This is a genomic window from Lysinibacillus sp. NPDC048646, from assembly GCF_050272295.1.
Classification (GTDB): Bacteria; Bacillota; Bacilli; order Bacillales_A; family Planococcaceae; genus Lysinibacillus.
Window position 1 is genome coordinate 1 of the sequence record NZ_JBNNLZ010000004.1, and the last position, 23,472, is coordinate 23,472.

Here is a 23,472-nt window from a genome sequence, read left to right on the forward strand (position 1 = left end):
GCTGTGGCATATGAAAGGCACCTCCTTTAATTGATACCTTTATAGTACCGGGAGGTGCTGCGTGTTTATATGCGTTATTTGAATACGGGCTTACGATATACAGGTAAAAACCCGTGTAAACGCCAGCGGCACGTACATTGCCCTTGGAAAGTGAAGTGTAAATATTCACCACGCGGGGAGCGATTATTATTGATTAAAGGCTTTTGGGACAGCCCCTTAAGGTTCTTCTGCGGAATAGAAAAAGCTGTACTATTAGATTCTTTACTTTTTTATCTAAAAAATTTGCGCAAAATAATGGCAAGAGCAGAGCCTAGCAGGGCAAAGATCGTATGTAAAATAGCGATAAACGTCGCACCAAGTAGCAATGTCCCAATATCGGATAAGGAAGTCTTTGCAATGTATAGTGGACTCATCACATTATCGACGATGGCCCAAACAAAGACAGGAATAAAGCTTATGATAAAAACAATCCAGCTATTTTTATAGAACAAATAAGTAAGACATCCAAAAAGTGCATAGGACACAACAAAGCCAAGATGATTTCCAAGAAGTGAAGAATTCAATGCAAACATAAAGGAAAGTACAATGAATATCACATGGAAGAAGGATAATGTCTGTTTAAAAGGGAGTATCGTAGGTTTTGGCAATGGCTGTGCATAAGTGAGCTGTTGACAATGCTCGCAGCAAGCGACATGTTGCTCAATAAAATTTACGGTATCTGCTTGTAGTGCTTGTTTTTTATACAAAGGTAATAAATCTTCTACAATTGAACATTCCTGTGACAAAAGCTTCCCTCCAATCGTTCACTTCTATTATACGACTTTTTTTAGAAAATAAAAAAAGCCTTCCGTGTGTCAATTCATTCGGAAAACTTGTACATGCACATTATTCGTTTGTGTTTAATACTTCATTTGTTAAAGCTTGGATATCGATATGTGTTTTTTCCTTCACCGCATCCTTTAAAATTTCAGTTCGGAAATATTGAACGGTTGCTTTTAGGGGGATAGCTAATAGTTTGGAGAGTGCCGTTTGATACATATAGACAAATTCTAAATCAGTGTTACCTCGTTTTAACTCAGCAAAGGCTTCGTAAAATTGATCTAATTTGTCAGCAAATTCGAGCAACCGTCCTTCTATTGTTTCATCCTTACCTTCCTTCATTCGCTCAGAAAAGATCGCCTGAAACTCTTGAGGAATCTCATTGATAATAAATTTTTCCATCATTTTTTCTTCAACATGTGCAAGCATTTGCTTAAGTTCTGGGCTTGCATGCTTTACCGGTGTCTTAATATCGCCGATAAATACTTCTGCGAAATCATGATTGATGGTTTTTTCATATAATGATTTCCAATTTACCGTAGCTCCATTCATCTCTTCAAGAGTTGCAAAGAACATAGCATATTGAGAAACCTTCCACGAATGGGCTGCCACATTATGTTCTTCAAATTTGAAGCGACCAGGGCAACGGATAATGCGCTCTAGGTCATTGAGACTTGTAAAAAATTGATGAATTCCTATAATAATCACTCCTTTTTGTTCTATAAGTGCATGTTACTATAACATGTTTCGGTATGTCTAGGGATACAACTTTACAAAGGGATTGCGGGCAATTTTTAGAATTGGTTCCCGAAAAAGTGCCCCAAACCTTGAACATTTTAGTAATGACAGTATTAGGTGTATCACCAAGTATTTTTGCAACTACTGTCACTGGTACACCTTGTGCACATAAGATTGTCGCGAATGAGTCTTAATCCATGAGGAATTATTCTTTTAAATATTGCTTTATTATTGTATGCAGTGTTTAAAATGCGGTTCACAAGGTTCCTACCTATACATTCAAGTGTTCTTAAATTGATAAAGACATGGTCGCTTTCTTTATGTTTTATGGCATTTCGTATTTATTGTTCAATGGAGGAAATCGAACAAAACGGTGGAGAAGATGCTTATATTCTTGTTGAAAATAATGTAGCTAATCACGAAAAATTGAATGCTGTAGGTGTACCAAATGAAGCAATTAATAAATATGGTGATGAAAAACATTCTATATTTTAGCTTTAGCATTCAGCGACTTACGGAAAAAATGGAGGCACTAACAGACAGGTAAGCCACCTGTTTTGTTGGTGCTTCTTTTTATATTTGATAAGCGAGAGCAAGGGAAGACGTGTAGGAGTAGTGAAAAAATAAAAGAACAGTAAGAGACATAATTAAAAAGCTAGATTTTATACATTTAAAAAGTATTTTCGAAGATAAGACTAACTATGGGAATAAATAGTAAATTATTATTGGAAATATTTATATGGTTTTGTTATACTTAATTAGATAATAAAGGGAATTAAAGAAAAGAAGTGTTGTAATATTATGTAATATATGGTTATAATATGTAAAGATGTTATGTGAATATGTGTTATAAATTTAAAAATAATGTTGAAATATATTTTTTTAAAAAAGTATTGTAATTTATTGGTTTTTCTTGTTATAATTGGTAACAACAAGTCGGATTAAGAGGTGAATTATGATTGATGATAATTTACGTTTTCTAAAACGTTTAGAGCCGTTACAAATAGGTGATTTTCTGAATAATGGTACTATCGATGCTATTAATGATGTGAAACTATATGATTACCTAGATGATTATTTACTAGTTTTCTTTTTTAGTACGGCATGTAATGGATGTTTACCAGTTATTGAAGAGCTTAAAGATTTTATCGATAAATATCCTAATGCAAACACCCTCGTTTTATTTGATAGTCCTACAGAAAATGTAGAGTTTTTGAAGGAGTATTATAGTAATAAAACTACTGTTTATCAAATGAAGCATAGAGACATGGAAAAAGGTTTTAATGTTTCTGCTACACCTAGTACTTTTTTATTAAATAGGGTAGGGCAAATATTGTTTACTGAAATGGGACATAATGGGAAGACCTTTTACCAGATAGAAAAATTATTAATGAGCATAGTATCTGAAATAGGGGTGTAATTATGAGTATTAAGAGTATAAAGCAAATGTTCATGAACCATAGAGATATACGCGAAGAAATGGACATATTAAAGATAGGTAATGTTTTCCCGCTATTCCTGGAGAATTATGAACTATCTAGAAATACAGTTGTTTGCTTTGCATCTCTATATTGTAAAATTTGTATTGATTTATTACCTGGAATAAGTAAATTTAATCAGGATTTTGTCTTAATAACAGACGGAACGCAATCAGATAATGAAGAAATAATTAAAGAATTTGAATATTCATTCCCGGTGATGTCACTTAATTACGATTCATTTCATGATTTAGTAGCTCTGACACCAAGTCTGATACTCATTGATAGTAATGGGATCATTCAAAAAATCAAAGAGATTGATGAAATCGGAGAGGTAAGTAGTTTTGTAGAAGAAAGTAGGTAATTAATATTGAATTACTTTTCTATGATTATAAGTTTGCTGATTTCAAGTACATTTTTTGCGTCATTTTATATGAAGGTAAAGTCATTTCCTAGTACAAAATGCGAAATTTATTCTTATAAAATTATAAAAAATCGCCAGCTTATTAATATCTCTAGTTATTTTCTTCTATTCACAGAATTATTAATAGCTATATGTTTTGCCTTTAATTTATTTGGTTCTATAAAGATTGTTTTCTGTGGTCTCTTATTAATATTCTTTTGTTTAATTCTTTTAAATAAGAGAAAAAAAGAGAATGATTTAAAAGGGAGAAGCTGCAGTTGCTTTGGAGATATGGAGTTTATGAATAAATATCCTTTATTTAGAAACTTTATTTTGATAGGGCTCTTATTACTTCAGCATTTTTTACCAACTTATCAGTTAGACTTTAAATTGGAAGTCACTTTATTTTTACTTATCGTAATAGTAATTATTTTTTATGATTTAATTTTACAAATTAAAAAGTTGAAGGCTAATTACATATGATTGATAATTTCATAATATTGCTAATATTATTGCTGATGTTATTTCTATTGTTGAGTTTAAAAGGTGTTTATTCTATCAATAAAAAAATACATTCCAACGATATAAAAATACTAAAAAACTTCCTAATAAAAAATAATTTAAAAATAGATGACTCAATTGAGTTCAAACTTGTATTTATCAATTATGAATCGCCAGATTTTAAAAGAATGGATGATTTTCTGAGTTCTAGTGAAGTGAAATGTCATGTATTCTTAAATTCTCCTACTTGGCTATTTAAGACAAAAATAGAGAAATGGAAAAATCATAATTTGATTCATACAGAAGAAATTTTGTTTGAACATAAGTATGAGTTAATAATCTATGATCCTATGAATAGTAGTTTCTCAAAACACTCAAATTTATTAAATACTTTCGAGTGTATAGAGGCTTTAGAAGTGAATAATGAAAACTTGAAGGGAAAGAAAGTATGGATATAAATTGTCAGATATTAGTGGCTGAAAATATTGAATTTGATCCAATTGTTAAACAACATACGATTTTTAATGTATTAAATAGAATGTCAGTTCCTACATTTCCAACAGTGGCTATAACAAATGTCTACTTTAAATACCTTTTTAATGAAGACATTGAATTAGATTCATGTGTCGGTAGTGTAAAGGTTTTAGACCCTTTAGATGAAATAGTATATGAAGCTATGTTACCTGAGTTAAAAAATTTTAGAATTAAAGAAATGTTTCCAGGAATTGATGGGATGGTTGAAATAAGATTTCCTGTTCATATTAGTGGAAATTATAAATATATCATTTATGCAAATAATGAAGAACTTTGCAGATATCCGCTATTTATAGACGAACAATAAACTATATATACCAAAGTCTTTAAAGGAGGTGATAACTATGGCATGTGATAAAAGTGGTATTTCTTATGAAGTAATAATCGGTGCTGCGTTCTGTTCAGGTGCATGTGGAACTAAGCGTTTGATGTGGCAAACAACGAAACACGTTTATACAAATGGTTCTGATTGTACAGATGATGTGTACAAAGGTTGTTGCTAATTTCAAAAAAATCTTCTCTAAATTATTTGGAGAAGATTTTTTTGTTTATGGAACTTTCAGATGAAATGGGAGGAAAGGTATGTTAAAGAAAGTAAAATACAATAGTAAGTTAATAACTTTTGTAACAATAAAGACTATTTCAACTATTTATAAAGTTTCTCCACTATACCTTTTAAGTACCTTATTTATAGTCGTATTAAAAGGAGTCTCACCTTTAATATATATATTTTTGACCGAAAGAACAATCAGTTCTTTGATTAGAGATCTTGAGAATGCATCTATTACTAGTACGCCATTTCTGTTCATTTTATTACAGTTTGGATACTTTGTTTTAATGGAATACATAAATTATATAAGTAAAATTATTGAATTTAGATTAAAACAAAAAATGGAGCATTTTTTTAATAACGAAATTTTCACAATGTGTGCAAGTATCCCGTTAATTTACTACGATGATTTAAATTACTATAATTCATTGCAAAGAGCTACTTTAGATGTTGGAAGGACATCATGTACATATTTAATGCAAGTACTTACCTGTATCCAATCAAGTATAACTTTCATAGGATTTGTTGTTACCCTTTATTTAATCCACTGGTCTATCGCACTTTTACTATTTTTTATAGTCATACTTTTAATTGGTATTCATGTGTATACATCAAAATCAGATTATGATCAATTTTTAAGTCAAATTTTAAAAAATAGAAATATTGAATATTTAGAGGAATTATTCAAATCTAAAGAGGTTGCTAAGGAATTCCGTATATTTAAGCATGCATCATATTTCATTAGAAAATGGAAGGAACTATATTGGATTGTTGGTGACGAACAATATAGTTTGGAGAAAAAAATTAATAAGAAATTGTTATATGTAAGTGTTTTGCAAATTACTTTAAATCTTCTCTTTTTAAGTTTACTAGCGTTCTATGTTTTAACAAAGAAAATTACAATCGCTAAATTTGTGGCGTTATCTCAAGTGCTTTCAAGTTCTTTAAATATTAGCTATCAACTTGCATCATCAACGGGAAGAATTTATAGGGATTCTCTTTCTATAAATGATTATTATGATTTCTTAAGAGAAGTTCCTATTGAGAAATCAAGTATTGAAAATGAAAACAATAATAATGAGTTTAGGAGTCTAAGCGTAGATAATATTTCTTTCTCTTATCCTAATCACGAACATCTTATTTTAAAAAATATCTCATTTGATATAACTCCTGGGAAGAAAGTGGCCATCGTCGGTAGAAATGGTTCCGGTAAAAGTACATTGGTGAAATGTTTAACAGGCCTATATACAACTAATAATGGTAAAGTTCTTTTAAATGGAGGACTTATTTGTAAAGAAGATAGAGAGATATATTTCAGTACTGTTTTCCAAGATTTTTTAAAATATGAGATGTCATTATTGGAGAATATAACGTTAAATAGTGAACTAAACGAAGATATTAAGGATAGATTTAACGAAGTTATTCAAAGGACTGGAACATCCGAATTATTAAGAAAATATGATTTAGGACTAACAGATAATGTTGGAGCCACTTTGCATGGGCGAGAGCTTTCAGGAGGAGAATGGCAAAAAATCGCATTAGGTAGGGCGTTGTTTAAAGATAGTCCAATTATTATACTAGATGAACCAACTGCAGCTTTAGATCCAGTTAGTGAGGCAAAGATTATTGAAGAATTTTTAGATATCTCGATAGGGAAAACTTCAATTTTTGTAACACATCGTTTGGGGAGCTGTATAAACGCTGACGTTATACTAGTAATGAAAGACGGCGAACTCGTTGAACAAGGCACTCATGATGAATTGATACTCCTTAATGGCGAATATAAAGAACTATTTAATATGCAAGCCAAATGGTACAAACAAAAAGAATATGAATTTAACTAATTAATTATGACTATCGAGATTAATACGAAAAATTATTATTGATTTTGATAAAATAATCAATTATACCGGAGGCACTAACAGACAGGTAAACTACCTTTTTGTTGGTGCTTCTTTTTAAAATAATGTGAACACAAGAGGTTCAAAGGTTTTTGAATAACCAGTTCTACAGTTTTCTTAGGTGGTTCAGTATACTATAAGCTATACCCTTTTTGCGCTCATTTCAAACAATTTAACAAAGGCTCACTTTGCGTTTACAAAGGATTCACAATTGTTATTAGAACGTGCTATACCGGATGCTATAATTAGGATGAGTCATTAAAGGGGGAGTATGCACCATGATAACGATTTATTCACTTCTTCTCTATATACATATTTTAAGTGCCATACTTTCGATTGGGCCATTGTTTGTTGTTTTAGCAATTGTCAAAAGAATGCGTAAAGCACAGCAGACAGAAATGCCACCGTATATTGAGACGTTTCAGGCTGCCATTACTATTGTCAAACATGCTGGACATGTGCTAGTTGCATCTGGCATTTTATTGATGTGGCGTGGGGGTTATCCGTGGACTACTTCATGGGTAGTACTTACATTTCTAGTGATGCTGGGTTCCATTGTCTTTTTGGCACGAGCATTTAAACCAACTATTAGAACATTTAATACACCAGCCTACAATCAGCAACAATTTGCTTCACTATTACATCGAAAGGCATGGATGTATATTGTATTATTACTTATTATGCTGTGGTTAATGGTCGCGAAGCCAATACTTTGGTAAAGGTTACGACAGTATAAAAAGAGCCATTATCAACTCATTTGAGAAGATAATGGCTCTTCTAGTTTCAGTAAGAAGTTAAAAAGCGCTGAATAATTAATAAGCTCTCGTTTTAATCAATTTTTTGGTATATGGAAAGTAATAGTCGTTCCTTCATTCGGTATACTTTTAATTTGCAATCTTTGACCATAGATCCTTTTAAGGCGTAGGTCAGTATTACGAAGTCCCACACCGGTACTCGTTGGATTGTTTCCAGATTGCAATTCAGCTAATGTACTTGGTTCAATACCAACACCATCGTCTATCACACTGATTGCTACGTAATCCGAAAAATCTTTAATATGGATGCACACAGTTCCACCACCTTGTTGTTTTAATATACCGTGGCAAATTGCATTTTCTACTAAAGTTTGTAAAGAAATAGGGGGGATTTCAATGTCAATATTCTCGTCAACGTCCCATTCGATTTTTAAAAGTCCCTCAAAGCGCTGTTGATTAATATAAAGATAGGAGCGGACAAGCTCTAGTTCATCTTGAAGTGGAACAACTCGCTGAAGGTTCCTGACATCGAAACTCGCACGGAGATATTCACCAAAGTGATGCATTAAGTCAATCATTCGATCTGTATCAATCGTACTTAGTGATGCAATTGTATTGAGTGTATTAAACAAAAAATGCGGCTGTATTTGGGCTTGAAGCCATGCTGTTTCTAAATGTAAGCGTTGATTAATACTATACTTTAAATTAATTAAAGCTCTTGCACGAACTTTTAATTCCAGTGAATTGATGGGCTTTGTCACATAATCATTTGCCCCATGAGCAAAGCCTGTATAAACATCTTCAGGATAATTCCGTGCTGTTAATAATAAAATGGGTAATTCAAGTACTGAATAATGCTCTCGGATGAACTCAATTAAGGCATAGCCTGATATATACGGTAGCATTGCATCAATAATAATCAAATCCCAATTATGCCGCTGTAGCAATTCCAACGCCTTGTCACTGCTTGTAACAGCAGTGATATCGTATTCTGTAGACTCAAATAAGCTTCGCATAATCCGCAAATTAATGGGATCATCATCGACCATTAAAATATTAAAGTGATTGACTGTAGAAGATACTTCTGGATGCATACTTTCAGATGTTAATGAATCAGCTGCTAGATTAACACACAGAGCCTCATCTGCAACAGTACTTTCTTCAGCAAGTGGTAATGTGAAAGTCACGTCCGATCCCTTGTTTGAGATTGATTGAATTTGTAATGTCCCACCATGCAACTCAATTAGTTGCTTACAGACGAATAAGCCGATACCAATACCCTCATCAGCCACGTTTCCTTGCTCGTAAGGAGAAAATAGACGATTTTGAAAATCACCATCAATGCCTAAACCAGTATCGCTAATAAGAATAACAGCCATATTTTTTTCTATGCGTGCACTAATTTCTATTGAGCCAGCACCCGTATATTTAATAGCATTATGTAAAAGGTTAAATAAAATTTGAATCAGACGGTTTTCATCAGCTACTATATGAGGGAAGGACCTGGAAATAGTCGAAGTCATCTGTATTTGTTTTCCCTCCGTAATAAATCGAAGCATATCAAATACCCCTGAAATGGCCCCTTGAATACTCACATTTTTTTTATGAAGATATAGGTTGCCTTCTTTTAACCGAGTAAAATCAAGAATGTCATTTAGTGTAAAGGACATGCTTCTTCCAATATCAATTAAATACTTCAAATTTTGTTTATCTTCACTAGCAAGGGTATTGTGTGGATTATCATAAATTGATTGTCCGAGAGTAATCATTTTATTCATCGGATTCCACAGTTTTTGTGCGTTACTAGCTAAAAATTCATCTTTTTGTTCATCATCTTTTTGTAAATCAGCGACAAGCTTGTTGATTTGCTGTGTATTTTCATAAAATCGTTTAAACCAATACCCCGTAAATCCAAGAACAATAAATAAATAATCGAACGGATAAAAGGGAATATCTAAAACGTAGGTTGTTTTTATAAGCCCCCATATAATTCCGTTGGTTGTACCAAGAGCTGTGAATGCAATAAAGGCGGAAGTCTTTTGGTTTTCAACGTACTCCCTTAAAGCAAGCACTACAACATATAAAAAAGAAACAATATAAAGAATAAAGAATAGAGAATTGGCGGCGTGCAACCATTGAATAGGTAACAAAATGATTAACAGTGTTCCTAGAGCATATAAAATAGAGAACCATCGGAAGCACTTAGCATGTTGATATTTGACAAGTAAAACACGCATAAATTGTACAAAGAAAAAGGAAGCGCCTAGGTAAACGATATTAGACAGTTTTAAAGACCATACATAATCGAGATTTAACCAATCAAGAATGGAACGATCATAAGTTATTAATTCATCAACTAATGGCAAAAGAAAGCCTACTGTGAACAGTAATACTATCTTTTTACGGTAAATAAATAGAAAAACAAGAATGCTAAAGAGTGCATACATAATGATTATCACCGAGATAGTAGCAAGAGATAGCTTAGTAATAGTTTGGTAATGTGTCATGGCAGATGCAGAAGTAAAGGAAATTCTTTTGTTAATAACAGTATTAACTGGTGTATCGAAATTGGATACCTGTAAAAGTATGTCGATTTCGGACTCCTTTTCCGTAAAGTAGACGGTATAAGGTGCGGCTTGCCCTTTATGTATGTTAGCGTCTGTGGCTACTGTTCCGGATTGCCCTACAAGTTTGCCATTGACGTATAGCTCTGAAGCAGTAGGAATTGCTGGTACCCGGATAGCATATTGATAGTCTGATGAATCATTATCGTCTAGTAAGATTTTTAAGCGGTATGTGCCAAATTGTTGTGTCACTGCTTCGCTATCACGCTGTGGAATAGTTAGGACGCTTTTATCTAATGGGAAAGTGGCCATGCTATGATTGCCATTGATTGTAGCTAATAATAATCCAGGATAATAGAGCCACTCGCCATTTAAATAGAAAACATTGTCGTCTGACAAAATTTGATTTTGCATATCCAAAATGCCACCTTTAGCAGATGGCTGATCATTAGAAGGTAAGAAATATGCTAGCCAAAGTATGCGGAGGGTAGAAAGGACAATAAAAATCAAAACAATAATAAGTAGGTGTCGTGTTGTTGTTTTTTTTAACATAAAAGCCTCCAGAGAATAATTAATAAAAAAGAAAATAAGCATTTTCTTAAAAAATACTCTAAAAATACTATTTTGGCTGATTTACTGTGAGACATTAGTTCTTTTCGATCTAGTTATAATTTGTCGAAAAGCGGTAAATCTATCACTTGTTAAGTTTTTTTTAAGAGCTATAGCGTATGATGTTGTATTGGATATATAAAATTATATATGAGTTGAAACAAGTATAAAGGGTTTCACAAAAAAATCATCTCAATGGGAGAATGGATCTATTGTGTGTAAATTCAAATTTAAATTATCTTTTTTGATCGTTAGTATTGTGATGGTTAGCATACTCGCTACAACTACTATAACTATTTGGAGCAGTTATCAAAGTTTTAATGAAATACTTATAGAAAATAATGGTGACTTGCAAGAGGCGTATAGAAAGGAAATTTCTAGCATAATCAATGATTATGGACAAATGACAATGCAAGATTCTAAGAATGGAATAGAATCAGAGGCGGTGTTTGAACAAGCAGCTAACCATGTACTCGAAGAAAAAGCTGTTCCATTTAATGCCCTTTTTAAAAAAATAATATTTCCTTTAGCGCTAACTTTATTAGTGTTATTTGTATTAACAGTATGGATCGCTGTAAAAATTATTCGACCTCTAAAAGGCCTTGCAACGGGTATAGAGGGAGGGGGGGGGATACAAAATTTAGAGGAAATTGATGGCTGGTATTTGGAAGCGTATCACTTGAAAAATGCTGTATTGAATACGTTAACAGAGTCGAGAAATAGGATAGCTGATTTAACTAAACAATTAAAGCTAGATTCATTAACAGGAATTCCGAATCGCAGGAGTATGGATCAAGTATTAAATGAATTATTTACAAATAAAGTACCACATGCAATTGTTCTGATAGATTTAGATAATTTTAAAAATGTAAACGATACATATGGTCATACAGCGGGTGATGAAGTATTAAAAGCTTTTGCAAAGATCATGCAAGAGAGCGTCAATCAACATGGAATTTGTTTTCGCTATGGTGGAGAAGAGTTTATGATTATTTTACCATCTACTACGATAGAGGAAGCGGTGGAGGTAGCAGAGAATTTACGTGTTAAACAAGCTTTGGCAGAGAATCTTTTTGGGCATCCAGTTACCTTGTCAGCGGGAATTACTGCATTTTCAACAGCCATAAAAACCCCTAAACAGTTGATTGCTATAGCTGATCAGGCTTTATATGAGGCTAAACAATCTGGGAGAAATTGTGTTTGTATAGTTGGGGAATTTTCAGGTACAACTTACTAATTGCAAACCGACAACATTAGAAATAGCTGTCTTTGACTAACGTCTGTTTAAAAGACAGCTACTTTATGTTTTTTACTCTGCCGAAATAGTATTGAATAGCTCGATGGTATCTTGATTAGGGAGGATGTCAAGGTCTGTTAACAAGTTATTTCTAAATGTATTGTATATTCTTATTGCATTTGCGCGATTATCGACTTCTATATAATGGTGAATAAGCTGTTGAATGATTTTATCTGAATAAGGACTATAATCTAAAGATAAAAGTAGGATAAGTTCTCGTCTTTTTAGTGCATGTGTAGCTGTATAATGTTCTACTAAAAAATTTAGTAAAATTGTAAATTGGTTGTTAAAGAAAATCGCTTTACCATTAATCCATGGATAATCTAATGTCGCCATATAATCACCGTGATAATTTTGTATAAATGTCTCTGCTTTTTCTACATCGAGCTCCTCGTTCTCTTCTTTATGTTTCAATAATTGCTCTAAGTCAAGCACATCACATTGAAAATCCTCTAACTGCAAGGTATAGCATCCATTTGCATAATGTAGCACGTTTACATAACCTAAAGCGGACAGAGTGGTCCGTAAATAGGAAACTGTTGTATGCAATTGTACCCGAGCCTTTTTATAATCTGTCTCTGCCCATAGTGCATCGATAATTATATCTCGAGGTACATGACTATAAAGATTAGAAAAAAGAAAGGCAAATAACTCCTTTGTTTTCACAGTTCGCCAGTGAACAATTTTATCATTAAAGGAGACATTAAACCCTCCAAAGCATTGTATTTTAAGTGATGGTTCATTGTGTTTTTGTGCGGGAGTTAATTTTTTTTCGTGCTGGGAGAGTTCTTGAATTCTATTTATTGTTGTCTCTAATCTCGATTTGGAGATGGGCTTTAATAAATAGTCGAGGGATTGAATATCAAATGCTTGAACAGCATAATCACGGTATGCTGTAACAAAAATGATATGAATATTCTTATGCCATTGTTTTAATAATTGGGCTATTTCTAAGCCGTTCATGCCAGGCATTTCAACATCTAAAAATGCTACTTGAATATCCAATGTGGGTCCCTCAGTAAGCAAATCATTTAAGGTTGAAAAGGATTTAACGATTTCAACGGAATCAAATTCTTTTAACCTTTTTTCCATGTTAATAAGAGCTAATGGCTCATCGTCCATTATTATTACTCTAATCACAGACGGGCACCAACTTTCAAATAATATGCATGTTATTACTAAATTTTCATTCAATAAACAGTATTGAAGAAATGGAATTACTTATTTAAAAAGGTAGCATTCATATTTTTCACAACATAGTGTTAAATAGAAACGTCAATAACTGCCCCTTTATAAGGATGTGCAGCAACTTGTGGCTGTGGCATATCTTTTAATAATTCGACAGCAACAGACGTATTTAAATTAAGGGCATTTTGCATAACACTCATTTGTAAGGTTTGTTGTAGCTCTAAAACCTGTGACCCCATCATAGCGTTAATATCCATTCCACATTCCTCCTTTTTCCTATTATCGGTTATAAACTACGAATTTCCAACTGTTAACATGATGATATGTATGGGCATCATGTTAAGATTTTTCCCGAAAATATGTTTAAATTGCTAAAAATATGATTGATATTGTATATTTTTCCGTTTTTATAGTAATAATTTGTAATATCAGGTCCATTGTCCTGTGTTGTTTAGTTGCAATCTGATTGGTTATTTGCATATATGAGCCTAACGCTAATGTGCTAGTAGGAGATTGCAGGAAATAAAAAAATGGAGGTATTACTTAATATGAAGAAACAAGCAATAGCTTTAGCTGTAGCCTTGACACTTAGCGTAAGTATGTTTGCAAGTCCCTCGTCTGCAGAGGGCGTATATAGTGTGAAAACGGGCGACACATTGTGGGGAATCTCGCGGGAATACAATTTGAGTCTAGCTGAGTTGCAACAGCTAGACGAAGTTGATTCGATTTGGATTCATCCGGATCAGGATTTGAATGCAGAGAAAGTCGAGAAAGAAGAAGAATCTACAAAAGATAACCATCTTATTGAATATGGCGATACATTATTTAACCTTGCATTTGTCTACGATGTAACAGTGGAAGAATTAAAAGAGTGGAATAATCTTTCATCAGATTGGATTTACGCAGGCGAATTATTAGCCATCAAAGCATCAGCGGCAAAGCCAAAAACGGCCGTGAGCACATATAAGAAACCTGCCGCGACTTCTGCTGCAACCTCAGCCACTAAACCGGCGAGCGCACCAGCAAATGCTTCAGGGCAAACTTATACAATGCGCGCGACCGCCTATACAGCATATTGTGAAGGATGTTCAGGCATAACAGCAAATGGGACAGATATACGATCAAACCCTGGGTTAAAAGTAATCGCCGTCGACCCACGTGTTATTCCTCTTGGTACGAAGGTTTGGGTAGAAGGTTATGGAGAGGCAGTCGCAGCTGATACTGGTGGAGCGATTAAAGGCAATAAAATTGATGTTTTCATTCCTTCAGATGGACAAGCTCGAAATTGGGGTGTCCGTACAGTAACTGTGAAAATTTTAGATTAATGATTGTGAAAGAGGTATCTCCTAAACAATAGGAGATACCTCAGACTGTAAACAAACTCGAAAATGTTCGAGAGTTTGTCTACAGTCTTTTTACTTTTACAAGAAATATGGATGAATTCGACTTATTGATTTTCACTAGGTAGTCAAGCGGACTGCTCGGGTAGTGAAGGGAATTGCTCGGGTAGTGAAGCGGGCCGCTCGGGAAGTGGAGAGAACCGCTCAGGTAGTGAGGAGAATCGCTCGGGTAATGAAGTGAACCGCTCGGGTAATGAAGAGGAGCGCTCGAGTAGTGAGGAGAACCGCTCGGGTAGAGAAGCGGCCCGCTCGGGTAGTGAAGAGGAGCGCTCGAGTAGTGAGGAGAACCGCTCGGGTAGAGAAGCGACCCGCTCAGGTAATGAAGGGCCCCCCTCGGGACAGAAAAAATCAAAAGTTTTAATAATCCTTAGCATTATGAGACCTTTCTGGCGAGAAAAAATGAGGCTTTTGCTTTGTATGCGCGACAAAATCACTATCTAAATTGCATAACTATATGTTGAGATGGGTACCATCAGAAATAGAGGAGGTATTTATATGAAAAAAATAACTATATTAATCATGTCGTTAACAGTATTTGTCGGTGGCTGTAATTTTTTTGATAAGAGTGAGAAAGAAGTAGCGGTAAATGCCAATTCGCAATCTAATTCGAACTCTAATTCACCATTAACGGCAACCGCAAAAGTCATCGGTTCGAATAATGAAAGCTATGGGAATGCATATTTTCAAGAAGAGGACAATGGTGTCATGATGACGCTAGCATTAACGGGGTTACCATCAGGAACGCACGGTATTCATATTCATACAGTAGGAAAATGTGAACCACCGACTTTTGAATCAGCTGGAGGGCATTTTAATCCAATGAAAAAAGAGCACGGCAAACTGAATCCGAAAGGCTATCATTTAGGTGACTTACCAAATCTTGAAATTGGGGAAGACGGTATCGTGGATTTAACATTTTTAGCTGAAGGCATAACTTTACAAAAAAATATGGAAAATTCATTGTTTGATGAAGACGGCAGTGCGCTTGTTATTCATGAAGCAGCCGACGACTATAAGACAGATCCTGCTGGCAATTCAGGGGCAAGAATTGCTTGTGGTGTAATCCAATAAAATTAAGTAAAGAAGCTGTATTAAAAGGGGCTACTCCTTTTTGATACAGCTATTTTTATTGACAGAAAGATTGACTGGAAAACTAAAAATCGAACTTATTTCATACCATAAAAATAGTAAAAAGGGAAAATTTAGTTTTTTAATATACATTTTTAATACACTTATGAAACTGGATTTTATTTCGTTGTGAAGAGATTAGTGTATTATCTCAGGTAAAAAAGGGATTTTATAGCATTCGATAAAATATGATATAAAGTTTTTTTAGTGGTACAGTATAATTATAAAAGTCAGAATTTACTATAAATATATTGACAATATTATACTAAATTTGATAATTTTAAATAGAATCCTAATTATAACCATAAGGGGGAAGGTTAATATGAAGAAAAAGCAATTCAGATTAATAATGCTATTGAGTGCATTTGCGCTTTTGATTTTAGCTGCATGTGGATCTGATAGTGGGTCAAAATCAAACGATACAGGGAAAGAAAATACAGATGGTGATGCGGCCACAACTGATAAACCAAAATCCGACATTAAGTTTTTGAGTTTATTAACAGGTGGTACACAAGGAACTTATTATGCACTTGGTGGTACATTTGCTGATCTGATAACAACTGACACTGGCATTAAAACAACAGCTGAGGTTTCTCAAGCATCTGCTGCTAATATGACTGCTTTACAAGACGGAAAAGGTGAAATCGCGTTTGTCCAAACAGATATCGCTTATTACGCAACAGAAGGTAAGTTAATGTTTGATGGCAAAAAAATCGATACTATCTCAGCTTTAGGTGCACTTTATCCAGAAACGGTTCAGTTAGTAACAACGGAAGCTTCTGGTATCAAAACGTATGCAGATTTAAAAGGTAAAAAAGTTTCTGTAGGTGCTCCGGGTTCTGGTACTTACGCAAATGCTGAGCAACTACTTGAAATCCATGGTTTAACAATGGATGACATTAAAGCACAAAACTTAGATTTTGGGGAGTCAACTGACGGTCTCCAATCAGGTCAAATAGATGCAGCATTCATTACAGCAGGTACACCAACAGGTGCTGTTGAAGCGTTAAATGCTACTACGAAAGTAAATATTATTGGTGTAGATGCTGGTAAAGCAGATGAGTTAATTGCGAAATATCCATACTATGCTAAAGATAATGTAGCCTCTGGTACTTACGGTATCGGAAGTGAGGTTGAAACGGTTTCGGTTCTTGCAATGCTAGCTGTGAAAAAGGATCTTCCAGAAGATGTCGTTTACTCGATGACAAAAGCAATCTACGACAATACCGATAAAATTTCTCATGACAAAGGCCGTCTTATCAAAGCTGAAACTGGGTTAGATGGTATTAGTATTGATGTTCACCCTGGTGCTCAAAAATACTTTGATGAGAAAAAATAATTGAACAAAGGTAAATGCATCGCGCAAGTCCATGTAGGATAAGCATGGCAAGGGATGCCTAGACATTGATAAGATTTATACTTCTTAAACATACAAAGGGGCTCGGATTGCGTAAAGCTTCGAGCCCCTTTTCTTGTCAGACGTAACGATTAAAAAGCGCATGGTTTTTAAAGTGGGGGAATGGATGTAATGCGACAGAGGAAAATACTAATAATTACAGTACTATTATGTGTAGGCGTTATCATAATGATTTTTCTTCCTCTTCAAAAGGTATTCGCATTCACTGAAACACGCACAGACCATCCAATGATGTTTTACATACCAATTGTTAAAGATGATACATTTCGTATTAGATATACACATTCAATTCATAAATCAGACGTGCTTGAACATTACAAATGCGTCGGAAAAAATCGTATACAGATGCTTGGAATGGAATATGAGGATTTAGCGATTGGTATGCCAGGCTACGCAGAGAAAAATCAAACATTAACACAACGCGATGGCAAATATTATTTGCAATTTGACAATGAAATAATAGAAAATTTCACGATTTACATTGGTGATTTAGATTTAGATTTAGTATTGGATTACGAAGATTATGAATATGATTTAAAAAAAGATTTACAAAGGGGAAAATCCTATTTATTTGAAGTGAAACAACTATCACTTTATGACCAATGGAAAGGAGTTAGAATGAAATGACGAAACAACATGAATCCAACAAAGAAGTAAAAGTAGAAGAATTTGAACAAATTTCTGCTGAAGAGCAACAAGCCATACTTGAAAAATATGATATCGAATCGAATGTACGTACAATAACTGGGATCATGAAGCATGTAATTTTCTTTGGATTGTTAGCATTTTCATTGTTTCAATTGTACACTGCGATCTTCGGACAATTTACAGCACCAATTCAACGTACTGTTCACTTAGGTTTCGGATTAGCACTGATTTTCTTGTTATTCCCAGCTCGAAGAAAGGCTCCAAAGCATAATATTGCATGGTTTGATTATATTTTAGCATTATTATCCGTAGTAGTAGGCTCTTATTGGACATTGAATTATGCAGAGCTTGTCAATCGTAATGGTACTATTACACAGTTAGATTTTTTCGTTGGCTTAATAGCTGTGGTACTGGTTCTTGAGGCGGCTCGAAGGGCAGTAGGTTTACCAATTACGATAATTGCGATAGGTTTCCTAATTTATGCTTATTTTGGACCATACTTCCCAGCGTTTATGGCGCATCGAGGACAGGATATGGAAAGTATTGTCAATCTTATGTACTTTACGACAGACGGTATTTTAGGTACACCAATTAGTGTGTCAGCGACATTCATCTTTGTGTTCCTATTATTTGGGGCTTTTCTTGTAAAAACCGGCGTGGGGCAATACTTCAACGATTTAGCAGTAGCATTTGCGGGGAAACTGATTGGTGGTCCGGCGAAAGTTGCTGTATTCTCAAGTGCCCTTCAGGGGATGATTTCAGGAAGCTCTGTGGCAAATGTTGTTACATCTGGTTCGTATACAATACCGATGATGAAAAAGCTTGGTTATCGAAAAGAATTTGCAGGTGCTGTTGAGGCAGCGGCTTCTACAGGTGGTCAGTTAATGCCGCCTATTATGGGGGCTGCAGCGTTCTTAATGGTAGAATTCATTGGTCGTGGAATTACTTACTGGGATATTGCAAAAGCAGCAGCAATCCCTGCATTGTTATACTTTACGGGAATTTGGATTATGACACACTTTGAGGCAAAACGTGTTGGCTTACGTGGTTTACGTGACGATCAAATGCCAGACCGTAAAGAAGTGTTTAAGAAAATTTACTTATTATTACCGATTATTGCTATTATCATTTTAATGTTAACGGGTACGCCTGTCATGCACGCGGCTCTATACGGAATCATTATTTCAATTGGAGTGGCGATGTTTAACAAAGATACGCGTTTAAAACCTAAGGATATTATTGATGCATTAGTAGAAGGTGCGCGTACAGCACTTGGCGTAGTAGCTGCTACAGCCTGTGCGGGTATTATCGTAGGGGTAGTTGTCAAAACAGGCTTAGGATTAAGTTTAGCTAATAGTTTAGTAGCTTTAGCTGGCGGTAGTATTATTTTAACACTTGTATTCGTGATGATCGCTTCTCTTATTCTTGGAATGGGTGCACCGACAACGGCAAACTATGTTATTACATCAACAATAGCAGCTCCAGCAATTGTGGCATTGTTATCACCGAATACACCACAAGAACTAGTGCCAGTTGTTGTCCTATTATCGGCACACTTTTTTGTATTTTATTTTGGCATTATCGCAGATATAACGCCTCCTGTAGCACTCGCGGCCTTTGCTGCATCTGGTATTTCTGGTGGAGATCCAATTAAAACGGGTGTTAACTCTGCAAAGCTTGCTATTGCAGCTTTTATCATTCCTTATATGATTGTGTTCTCACCTGCATTACTGATGATTGATACTACTATTCCGCAAATTTTATGGGTAGTATTCACGGCCGTAACGGGCATGGTGTCTATCGGTGCAGGGGTAATAGGCTTCTGGTATCGCAAAATGCTATGGATTGAACGTATTATTGCTATTGCTGCTGGTTTATTGCTCATATATCCAGAGAAATTCTCTGATTGGACCGGTTTAGGAATCTTTATTGTTCTGGTTGTTATCCAATATCTAACACAGCATAAATATGGAGGAAATGGTGAAGAAGCTTCAGAGAGTGTAACGGCATAAAAAGAAAAATAGGGCGTCTCAGAGATATTATCTGAGACGCTTTTATTTATCATCTTAAAATGAGATTGAATTTATATTTTTTATACATATAAAGCATTAATTGTTGATTTTCTCTGTAAAACTATTGTATAATTCTTTTATCAGAAAATTCGGTTAATAACGGAGGTGAAAAAATGACAAAGTTATTAAACTCAAAATTTGAAACGTACTTAATGGATCAGGAGCCTGTATTTCAAACAAAAGACGAAAAAAATGAGGAGCAAATCACACTAGTACATCATGAAGAATATCCAGAAGGTTTTTTTACAAGTTTATAAACGTCATTCTCGGGCTGTGATAAAAGTGGAAAAAACTTTTATCACAGCCCTTAATGTTGTATTAAGTCACGTTTTCCAATTTTACTACATAAAATATTATATAGCATACAATGAGTAAAATTTTTAAGGAGCTTACTGGTATATTTTTGAATTTATACAGTACTTATATCGTATTTACTTTTTTGAAAAGCTATCATGTATAATGGTGAAGAAAAAAGCTATTTGAGGTGTAGTTATGACAAGTGCAGCAACGCTAGAAGATACAATGTATCACTGGTTTGAACATTTTCATAGTAATCCAGAGGTAAGTTGGAAAGAGTTTGAAACAACTAAAAAAATTGCGTCTATACTAGATGAATTACAGGTAACTTATCGCTTATTAGGTGATGTGCCAGGACTACTTGCTGAAATTGGTACAGGAGAAGAGGTTGTCGCAGTCCGTGCAGATATTGATGCGTTGTGGCAAGAGGTGGATGGTAAATGGCAAGCCAATCATTCGTGTGGTCATGATGCAAATATTACGATGGTACTAGGGGCTTTGTTACTACTGAAAGATCGTCCGTTGAAGCATCGTGTGCGCTTTATTTTCCAGCCAGCAGAAGAGGTTGGAAATGGTGCTTGCGCAGCGTTTGAACGTGGAGCAGTTGATGGGGTGTCGCATTTATTTGGTGTTCATTTACGACCTATAGAGGAGCTTCCGTTAGGAAAAGTTTCGCCTGCAATACATCATGGTGCAGCTTATTTCCTGGATGGAACAATTCGTGGTACTGATGCACACGGTGCACGACCTCATCAAGGAAAAAATGCAATAGATGTCATTATGGCTATCCAACAAATGTTAAACAGTATTCATTTATCACCATTCGAACCGCACTCAGCAAAATTAACAAAGATTATTGCGGATGGTGGTAGTACAAATATCATTCCTGGGACTGCTAGTTTTTCAATGGATATACGCGCTCAACGAAATCATCAACTTGAGTTACTGCGGAATCGTATTGAGTTTGGTCTGAAATCGATAAAACAGCAATATGAAATCGATATGGATTGGAAGTGGATCGACTTTACACCGGGGGCAGAGGTTTCTTCAATTGCTGCCCAAATGGCGAAAGATGCTATTCTTGAAACACTAGGTGAAGAACATCTAGCTGAAGAAATTACAACGCCTGGTAGTGATGATTTCCATTTCTATACTGTTAAAAAGCCTGAATTGAAAGCGACAATGATTGGTATAGGTGCTAATTTGGGTCCAGGATTACATCATCCTAAAATGACCTTTGAACGTAGTGCATTAATGGATGCGTCAAAAGTGCTTGCTCGTGTGTTAGAAAAAAAGCCTAAATAAAAAAGTAGTTAGAAAGTAGCTGTATCAAAAGAATTTCTTTTGATACAGCTTTTTTATGACAAAATGCATAAATATACATACACTTGAATTGTTTACAAAAGCTATTTGAAAACGTTTTTTTTCGCTTTAATTGTCATAATTGCTAGAGAAGCATAAATTTTTTGCGTTGACTTTATATTTTTTGAATATTATGCTAAAAATCGTAAAAAAATATTTGCGTCTTTAAATTTGCAAAATGATTATTGGTGCAAAAAAGGGGATGGGATGATGAAAAAGGATATTAGTGCAGGATGGGCCCTTTTGACTTTTGCAGTTATGATTTTTACAATGATACTTACAGTTGTAGTATTAGAGCAAAGTCCACATGTGCCACTGATTGTAGGAACAATTACAGCTTCAATTGTTGCTATGAAACATGGATTCAAATGGCTTGAAATTGAGGAAATGATGTATAAAGGAATTCGCTTAGCTTTGCCTGCGATTGTCATCATTATTTTAGTAGGTTTGACAATTGGCGCATGGATTGGCGGTGGAGTTGTTGCCACTATGATTTTTTATGGCTTAAAATTAATTTCCCCTGCTTGGTTTTTAGTAACGATTCTGCTGTTATGTTCAATCGTTTCCCTTGCGATTGGTAGCTCTTGGTCAACAATGGCGACTATTGGGGTTGCCGGTATGGGCATCGGCTTAAGTATGGGAATTCCAGCTCCTATGATTGCAGGAGCAGTTATTTCAGGATCATATTTTGGTGATAAGATGTCCCCATTATCTGACACTACAAATTTAGCAGCAGGTTTAACAAATACAGATTTATTTGATCATATTAAGCACATGCTTTATACGACGATTCCAGCATTAATCATTACACTTATAGCTTTCGGCTTTATGGGTAGAAGCTTTGCGGATGTGTCGATGAATTCCGAAAAAATAATGACAACACTTGACGTGATGGAAAAAAGTTTTGTTATTTCACCATGGTTATTGCTAGTTCCTATCGGCGTTATTGTAATGGTGGCTAAAAAAGTGCCTGCAATTCCAGCGTTAGTTATCGGAATAATCTCAGGTTTCTTACTACAAATTTTCGTACAAGGTGGAACGCCGACTATGGCTGTTCATGCATTACAAGAAGGATTTGTAATATCTACTGGTAATGAAATGGTGGACGAGCTATTTAATCGTGGCGGTTTAGATTCTATGATGTATACGGTTTCAATGACAATTGTTGCCATGACTTTCGGTGGGGTGTTAGAATATTCCGGCATGTTAAAGGCGCTTATGGATGTGGTTGTGAGATTTGCGAAATCTACTGGCAGCCTTATTGCTTCAACGATTGCTGCATGTATCACAACGAATGCAACATGCTCTGAGCAGTATATTTCAATTGTTGTGCCATCACGGATGTTTGCTGAGGTATATGAAAAGCGTGGTTTGCATTCGAAAAATTTATCTCGTGCTTTAGAAGACGGCGGAACACTGACATCTGTATTCTTCCCGTGGAATACATGTGGAGTATTTATTCTCGCAACATTAGGTGTGGGCGCAATGGAATACGCACCTTATGCCATTCTAAACTTTATTGTTCCAATTATTTCAATTATTTACGGTTATCTCGGTTTTAAAATTGTTAAGCTGACACCAGAAGAAATAGAAGAGGCTAAGCAGCGCAAGAAAGAATCACAAGAAAGTGATATGAATAATATGGTGGTAGTGGAATAATTAAAAAATTTTCTGGAAAATTAGAGATTTCTAAAATAATCGCTACAGATCAAAAAAAAACCGTCTGACCTTTGCGGGATAGAGAAGTAGCACAAATTTATGCAGTTGCAAGGTTTACGAATACCCCAATAAGGGAGTTATAAAAATAAGAA

General features: G+C 34.8%; 23 protein-coding genes. 18 read left to right on the top strand and 5 right to left on the bottom strand.

Features of this window, described 5'->3' with window-relative positions:
- Positions 1 to 269 precede the first annotated feature (269 nt).
- Positions 270 to 785, bottom strand: a complete 516-nt coding sequence (locus ACQKII_RS06555; protein ID WP_427457487.1) for a zf-HC2 domain-containing protein — start codon at positions 783 to 785, stop codon at positions 270 to 272.
- Positions 786 to 885: 100 nt separating this feature from the next.
- Positions 886 to 1,527, bottom strand: a complete 642-nt coding sequence (locus ACQKII_RS06560; RefSeq protein ID WP_427457489.1) for a YfbR-like 5'-deoxynucleotidase — start codon at positions 1,525 to 1,527, stop codon at positions 886 to 888.
- 324 nt (positions 1,528 to 1,851) lie between these two features.
- On the opposite strand from ACQKII_RS06560, the gene ACQKII_RS06565 reads away from it, so the two are divergent.
- The 9 genes from ACQKII_RS06565 (at position 1,852) to ACQKII_RS06605 (ending at position 7,643) form a co-directional block, all read left to right on the top strand.
- Positions 1,852 to 2,052: a hypothetical protein gene (locus ACQKII_RS06565; protein ID WP_427457491.1), complete on the top strand. Its 201-nt coding sequence runs from the start codon at positions 1,852 to 1,854 to the stop codon at positions 2,050 to 2,052.
- A gap of 460 nt (positions 2,053 to 2,512) precedes the next feature.
- Complete coding sequence (locus tag ACQKII_RS06570; RefSeq protein ID WP_427457493.1) at positions 2,513 to 2,977, top strand: TlpA family protein disulfide reductase; 465 nt, start codon at positions 2,513 to 2,515, stop codon at positions 2,975 to 2,977.
- 2 nt (positions 2,978 to 2,979) lie between these two features.
- Positions 2,980 to 3,399 (top strand): hypothetical protein, encoded by a 420-nt coding sequence (locus tag ACQKII_RS06575; RefSeq protein WP_427457494.1) that lies wholly within the window; start codon positions 2,980 to 2,982, stop codon positions 3,397 to 3,399.
- A gap of 21 nt (positions 3,400 to 3,420) precedes the next feature.
- Entirely contained in the window at positions 3,421 to 3,921 is a 501-nt protein-coding gene (locus ACQKII_RS06580; protein WP_427457950.1) for a MauE/DoxX family redox-associated membrane protein, read from the top strand.
- Positions 3,918 to 4,397 carry a hypothetical protein gene (locus tag ACQKII_RS06585; protein WP_427457496.1) on the top strand — a complete coding sequence of 160 codons (480 nt, stop codon included), beginning with the start codon at positions 3,918 to 3,920 and terminating at the stop codon, positions 4,395 to 4,397. The genes ACQKII_RS06580 and ACQKII_RS06585 overlap by 4 nt, the downstream gene beginning before the upstream one ends.
- Positions 4,388 to 4,780 carry a hypothetical protein gene (locus tag ACQKII_RS06590; protein WP_427457497.1) on the top strand — a complete coding sequence of 131 codons (393 nt, stop codon included), beginning with the start codon at positions 4,388 to 4,390 and terminating at the stop codon, positions 4,778 to 4,780. Before ACQKII_RS06585 ends, ACQKII_RS06590 begins: the two co-directional genes overlap by 10 nt.
- 37 nt (positions 4,781 to 4,817) lie before the next feature.
- Positions 4,818 to 4,976 (top strand): hypothetical protein, encoded by a 159-nt coding sequence (locus ACQKII_RS06595; RefSeq protein ID WP_427457499.1) that lies wholly within the window; start codon positions 4,818 to 4,820, stop codon positions 4,974 to 4,976.
- 79 nt (positions 4,977 to 5,055) lie between these two features.
- Entirely contained in the window at positions 5,056 to 6,867 is a 1,812-nt protein-coding gene (locus ACQKII_RS06600; RefSeq protein ID WP_427457501.1) for an ABC transporter ATP-binding protein, read from the top strand.
- 335 nt (positions 6,868 to 7,202) lie between these two features.
- Entirely contained in the window at positions 7,203 to 7,643 is a 441-nt protein-coding gene (locus ACQKII_RS06605) for a hypothetical protein (protein WP_427457503.1), read from the top strand.
- A gap of 113 nt (positions 7,644 to 7,756) precedes the next feature.
- Here the strand turns inward: ACQKII_RS06605 and ACQKII_RS06610 are convergent, their stop codons facing one another.
- Positions 7,757 to 10,795, bottom strand: a complete 3,039-nt coding sequence (locus tag ACQKII_RS06610; RefSeq protein ID WP_427457505.1) for a hybrid sensor histidine kinase/response regulator — start codon at positions 10,793 to 10,795, stop codon at positions 7,757 to 7,759.
- A gap of 271 nt (positions 10,796 to 11,066) precedes the next feature.
- Here ACQKII_RS06610 and ACQKII_RS06615 point away from each other — a divergent pair, with 271 nt between their 5' ends.
- A complete protein-coding gene (locus ACQKII_RS06615; RefSeq protein WP_427457507.1) occupies positions 11,067 to 12,089 on the top strand; it encodes a GGDEF domain-containing protein in 1,023 nt (340 codons plus the stop codon).
- Between the two features lie 72 nt (positions 12,090 to 12,161).
- On the opposite strand, the gene ACQKII_RS06620 is transcribed toward ACQKII_RS06615, so the two are convergent.
- On the bottom strand, positions 12,162 to 13,271 hold the full coding sequence (locus tag ACQKII_RS06620; protein ID WP_427457509.1) for a response regulator: 1,110 nt from the start codon (positions 13,269 to 13,271) through the stop codon (positions 12,162 to 12,164).
- 140 nt (positions 13,272 to 13,411) lie between these two features.
- On the bottom strand, positions 13,412 to 13,594 hold the full coding sequence (locus ACQKII_RS06625) for a putative motility protein (RefSeq protein ID WP_427457511.1): 183 nt from the start codon (positions 13,592 to 13,594) through the stop codon (positions 13,412 to 13,414).
- Between the two features lie 291 nt (positions 13,595 to 13,885).
- Between ACQKII_RS06625 and ACQKII_RS06630 the strand changes: the two genes are divergently transcribed.
- From ACQKII_RS06630 to nhaC, 8 genes are all read left to right on the top strand, one after another.
- Positions 13,886 to 14,662, top strand: coding sequence for a 3D domain-containing protein (locus ACQKII_RS06630; RefSeq protein WP_427457513.1), 777 nt, complete (start codon positions 13,886 to 13,888; stop codon positions 14,660 to 14,662).
- 570 nt (positions 14,663 to 15,232) lie between these two features.
- A complete protein-coding gene (locus tag ACQKII_RS06635; protein ID WP_427457515.1) occupies positions 15,233 to 15,808 on the top strand; it encodes a superoxide dismutase family protein in 576 nt (191 codons plus the stop codon).
- Between the two features lie 379 nt (positions 15,809 to 16,187).
- Positions 16,188 to 17,204, top strand: a complete 1,017-nt coding sequence (locus ACQKII_RS06640) for a TAXI family TRAP transporter solute-binding subunit (RefSeq protein WP_427457517.1) — start codon at positions 16,188 to 16,190, stop codon at positions 17,202 to 17,204.
- Between the two features lie 189 nt (positions 17,205 to 17,393).
- Positions 17,394 to 17,909 carry a DUF1850 domain-containing protein gene (locus ACQKII_RS06645; RefSeq protein WP_427457519.1) on the top strand — a complete coding sequence of 172 codons (516 nt, stop codon included), beginning with the start codon at positions 17,394 to 17,396 and terminating at the stop codon, positions 17,907 to 17,909.
- Positions 17,906 to 19,942 carry a TRAP transporter permease gene (locus ACQKII_RS06650; RefSeq protein WP_427457521.1) on the top strand — a complete coding sequence of 679 codons (2,037 nt, stop codon included), beginning with the start codon at positions 17,906 to 17,908 and terminating at the stop codon, positions 19,940 to 19,942. The genes ACQKII_RS06645 and ACQKII_RS06650 overlap by 4 nt, the downstream gene beginning before the upstream one ends.
- Positions 19,943 to 20,115: 173 nt before the next feature.
- Positions 20,116 to 20,259, top strand: coding sequence for a hypothetical protein (locus ACQKII_RS06655; RefSeq protein WP_427457523.1), 144 nt, complete (start codon positions 20,116 to 20,118; stop codon positions 20,257 to 20,259).
- Between the two features lie 235 nt (positions 20,260 to 20,494).
- A complete protein-coding gene (locus tag ACQKII_RS06660) occupies positions 20,495 to 21,604 on the top strand; it encodes an amidohydrolase (RefSeq protein ID WP_427457525.1) in 1,110 nt (369 codons plus the stop codon).
- A 267-nt stretch (positions 21,605 to 21,871) separates the two neighbouring features.
- A complete protein-coding gene (gene nhaC, locus ACQKII_RS06665; protein WP_427457527.1) occupies positions 21,872 to 23,320 on the top strand; it encodes a Na+/H+ antiporter NhaC in 1,449 nt (482 codons plus the stop codon).
- Positions 23,321 to 23,472: the final 152 nt, after the last annotated feature.

What these genes read in the sequence shown, in the direction of transcription:
- ACQKII_RS06655 (WP_427457523.1), top strand. Translation starts at nt 20,116, where the DNA reads ATGACAAAGTTATTAAACTCAAAATTTGAAACGTACTTAATGGATCAG.
- ACQKII_RS06580 (WP_427457950.1), top strand. Translation starts at nt 3,421, where the DNA reads ATGATTATAAGTTTGCTGATTTCAAGTACATTTTTTGCGTCATTTTAT.
- ACQKII_RS06660 (WP_427457525.1), top strand. Translation starts at nt 20,495, where the DNA reads ATGACAAGTGCAGCAACGCTAGAAGATACAATGTATCACTGGTTTGAA.
- ACQKII_RS06635 (WP_427457515.1), top strand. Translation starts at nt 15,233, where the DNA reads ATGAAAAAAATAACTATATTAATCATGTCGTTAACAGTATTTGTCGGT.
- ACQKII_RS06620 (WP_427457509.1), bottom strand. Translation starts at nt 13,271, where the DNA reads ATGGACGATGAGCCATTAGCTCTTATTAACATGGAAAAAAGGTTAAAA.
- ACQKII_RS06600 (WP_427457501.1), top strand. Translation starts at nt 5,056, where the DNA reads ATGTTAAAGAAAGTAAAATACAATAGTAAGTTAATAACTTTTGTAACA.
- nhaC (WP_427457527.1), top strand. Translation starts at nt 21,872, where the DNA reads ATGAAAAAGGATATTAGTGCAGGATGGGCCCTTTTGACTTTTGCAGTT.
- ACQKII_RS06630 (WP_427457513.1), top strand. Translation starts at nt 13,886, where the DNA reads ATGAAGAAACAAGCAATAGCTTTAGCTGTAGCCTTGACACTTAGCGTA.
- ACQKII_RS06570 (WP_427457493.1), top strand. Translation starts at nt 2,513, where the DNA reads ATGATTGATGATAATTTACGTTTTCTAAAACGTTTAGAGCCGTTACAA.
- ACQKII_RS06590 (WP_427457497.1), top strand. Translation starts at nt 4,388, where the DNA reads ATGGATATAAATTGTCAGATATTAGTGGCTGAAAATATTGAATTTGAT.
- ACQKII_RS06585 (WP_427457496.1), top strand. Translation starts at nt 3,918, where the DNA reads ATGATTGATAATTTCATAATATTGCTAATATTATTGCTGATGTTATTT.
- ACQKII_RS06645 (WP_427457519.1), top strand. Translation starts at nt 17,394, where the DNA reads ATGCGACAGAGGAAAATACTAATAATTACAGTACTATTATGTGTAGGC.
- ACQKII_RS06575 (WP_427457494.1), top strand. Translation starts at nt 2,980, where the DNA reads ATGAGTATTAAGAGTATAAAGCAAATGTTCATGAACCATAGAGATATA.
- ACQKII_RS06605 (WP_427457503.1), top strand. Translation starts at nt 7,203, where the DNA reads ATGATAACGATTTATTCACTTCTTCTCTATATACATATTTTAAGTGCC.
- ACQKII_RS06595 (WP_427457499.1), top strand. Translation starts at nt 4,818, where the DNA reads ATGGCATGTGATAAAAGTGGTATTTCTTATGAAGTAATAATCGGTGCT.
- ACQKII_RS06640 (WP_427457517.1), top strand. Translation starts at nt 16,188, where the DNA reads ATGAAGAAAAAGCAATTCAGATTAATAATGCTATTGAGTGCATTTGCG.
- ACQKII_RS06625 (WP_427457511.1), bottom strand. Translation starts at nt 13,594, where the DNA reads ATGGATATTAACGCTATGATGGGGTCACAGGTTTTAGAGCTACAACAA.
- ACQKII_RS06610 (WP_427457505.1), bottom strand. Translation starts at nt 10,795, where the DNA reads ATGTTAAAAAAAACAACAACACGACACCTACTTATTATTGTTTTGATT.
- ACQKII_RS06650 (WP_427457521.1), top strand. Translation starts at nt 17,906, where the DNA reads ATGACGAAACAACATGAATCCAACAAAGAAGTAAAAGTAGAAGAATTT.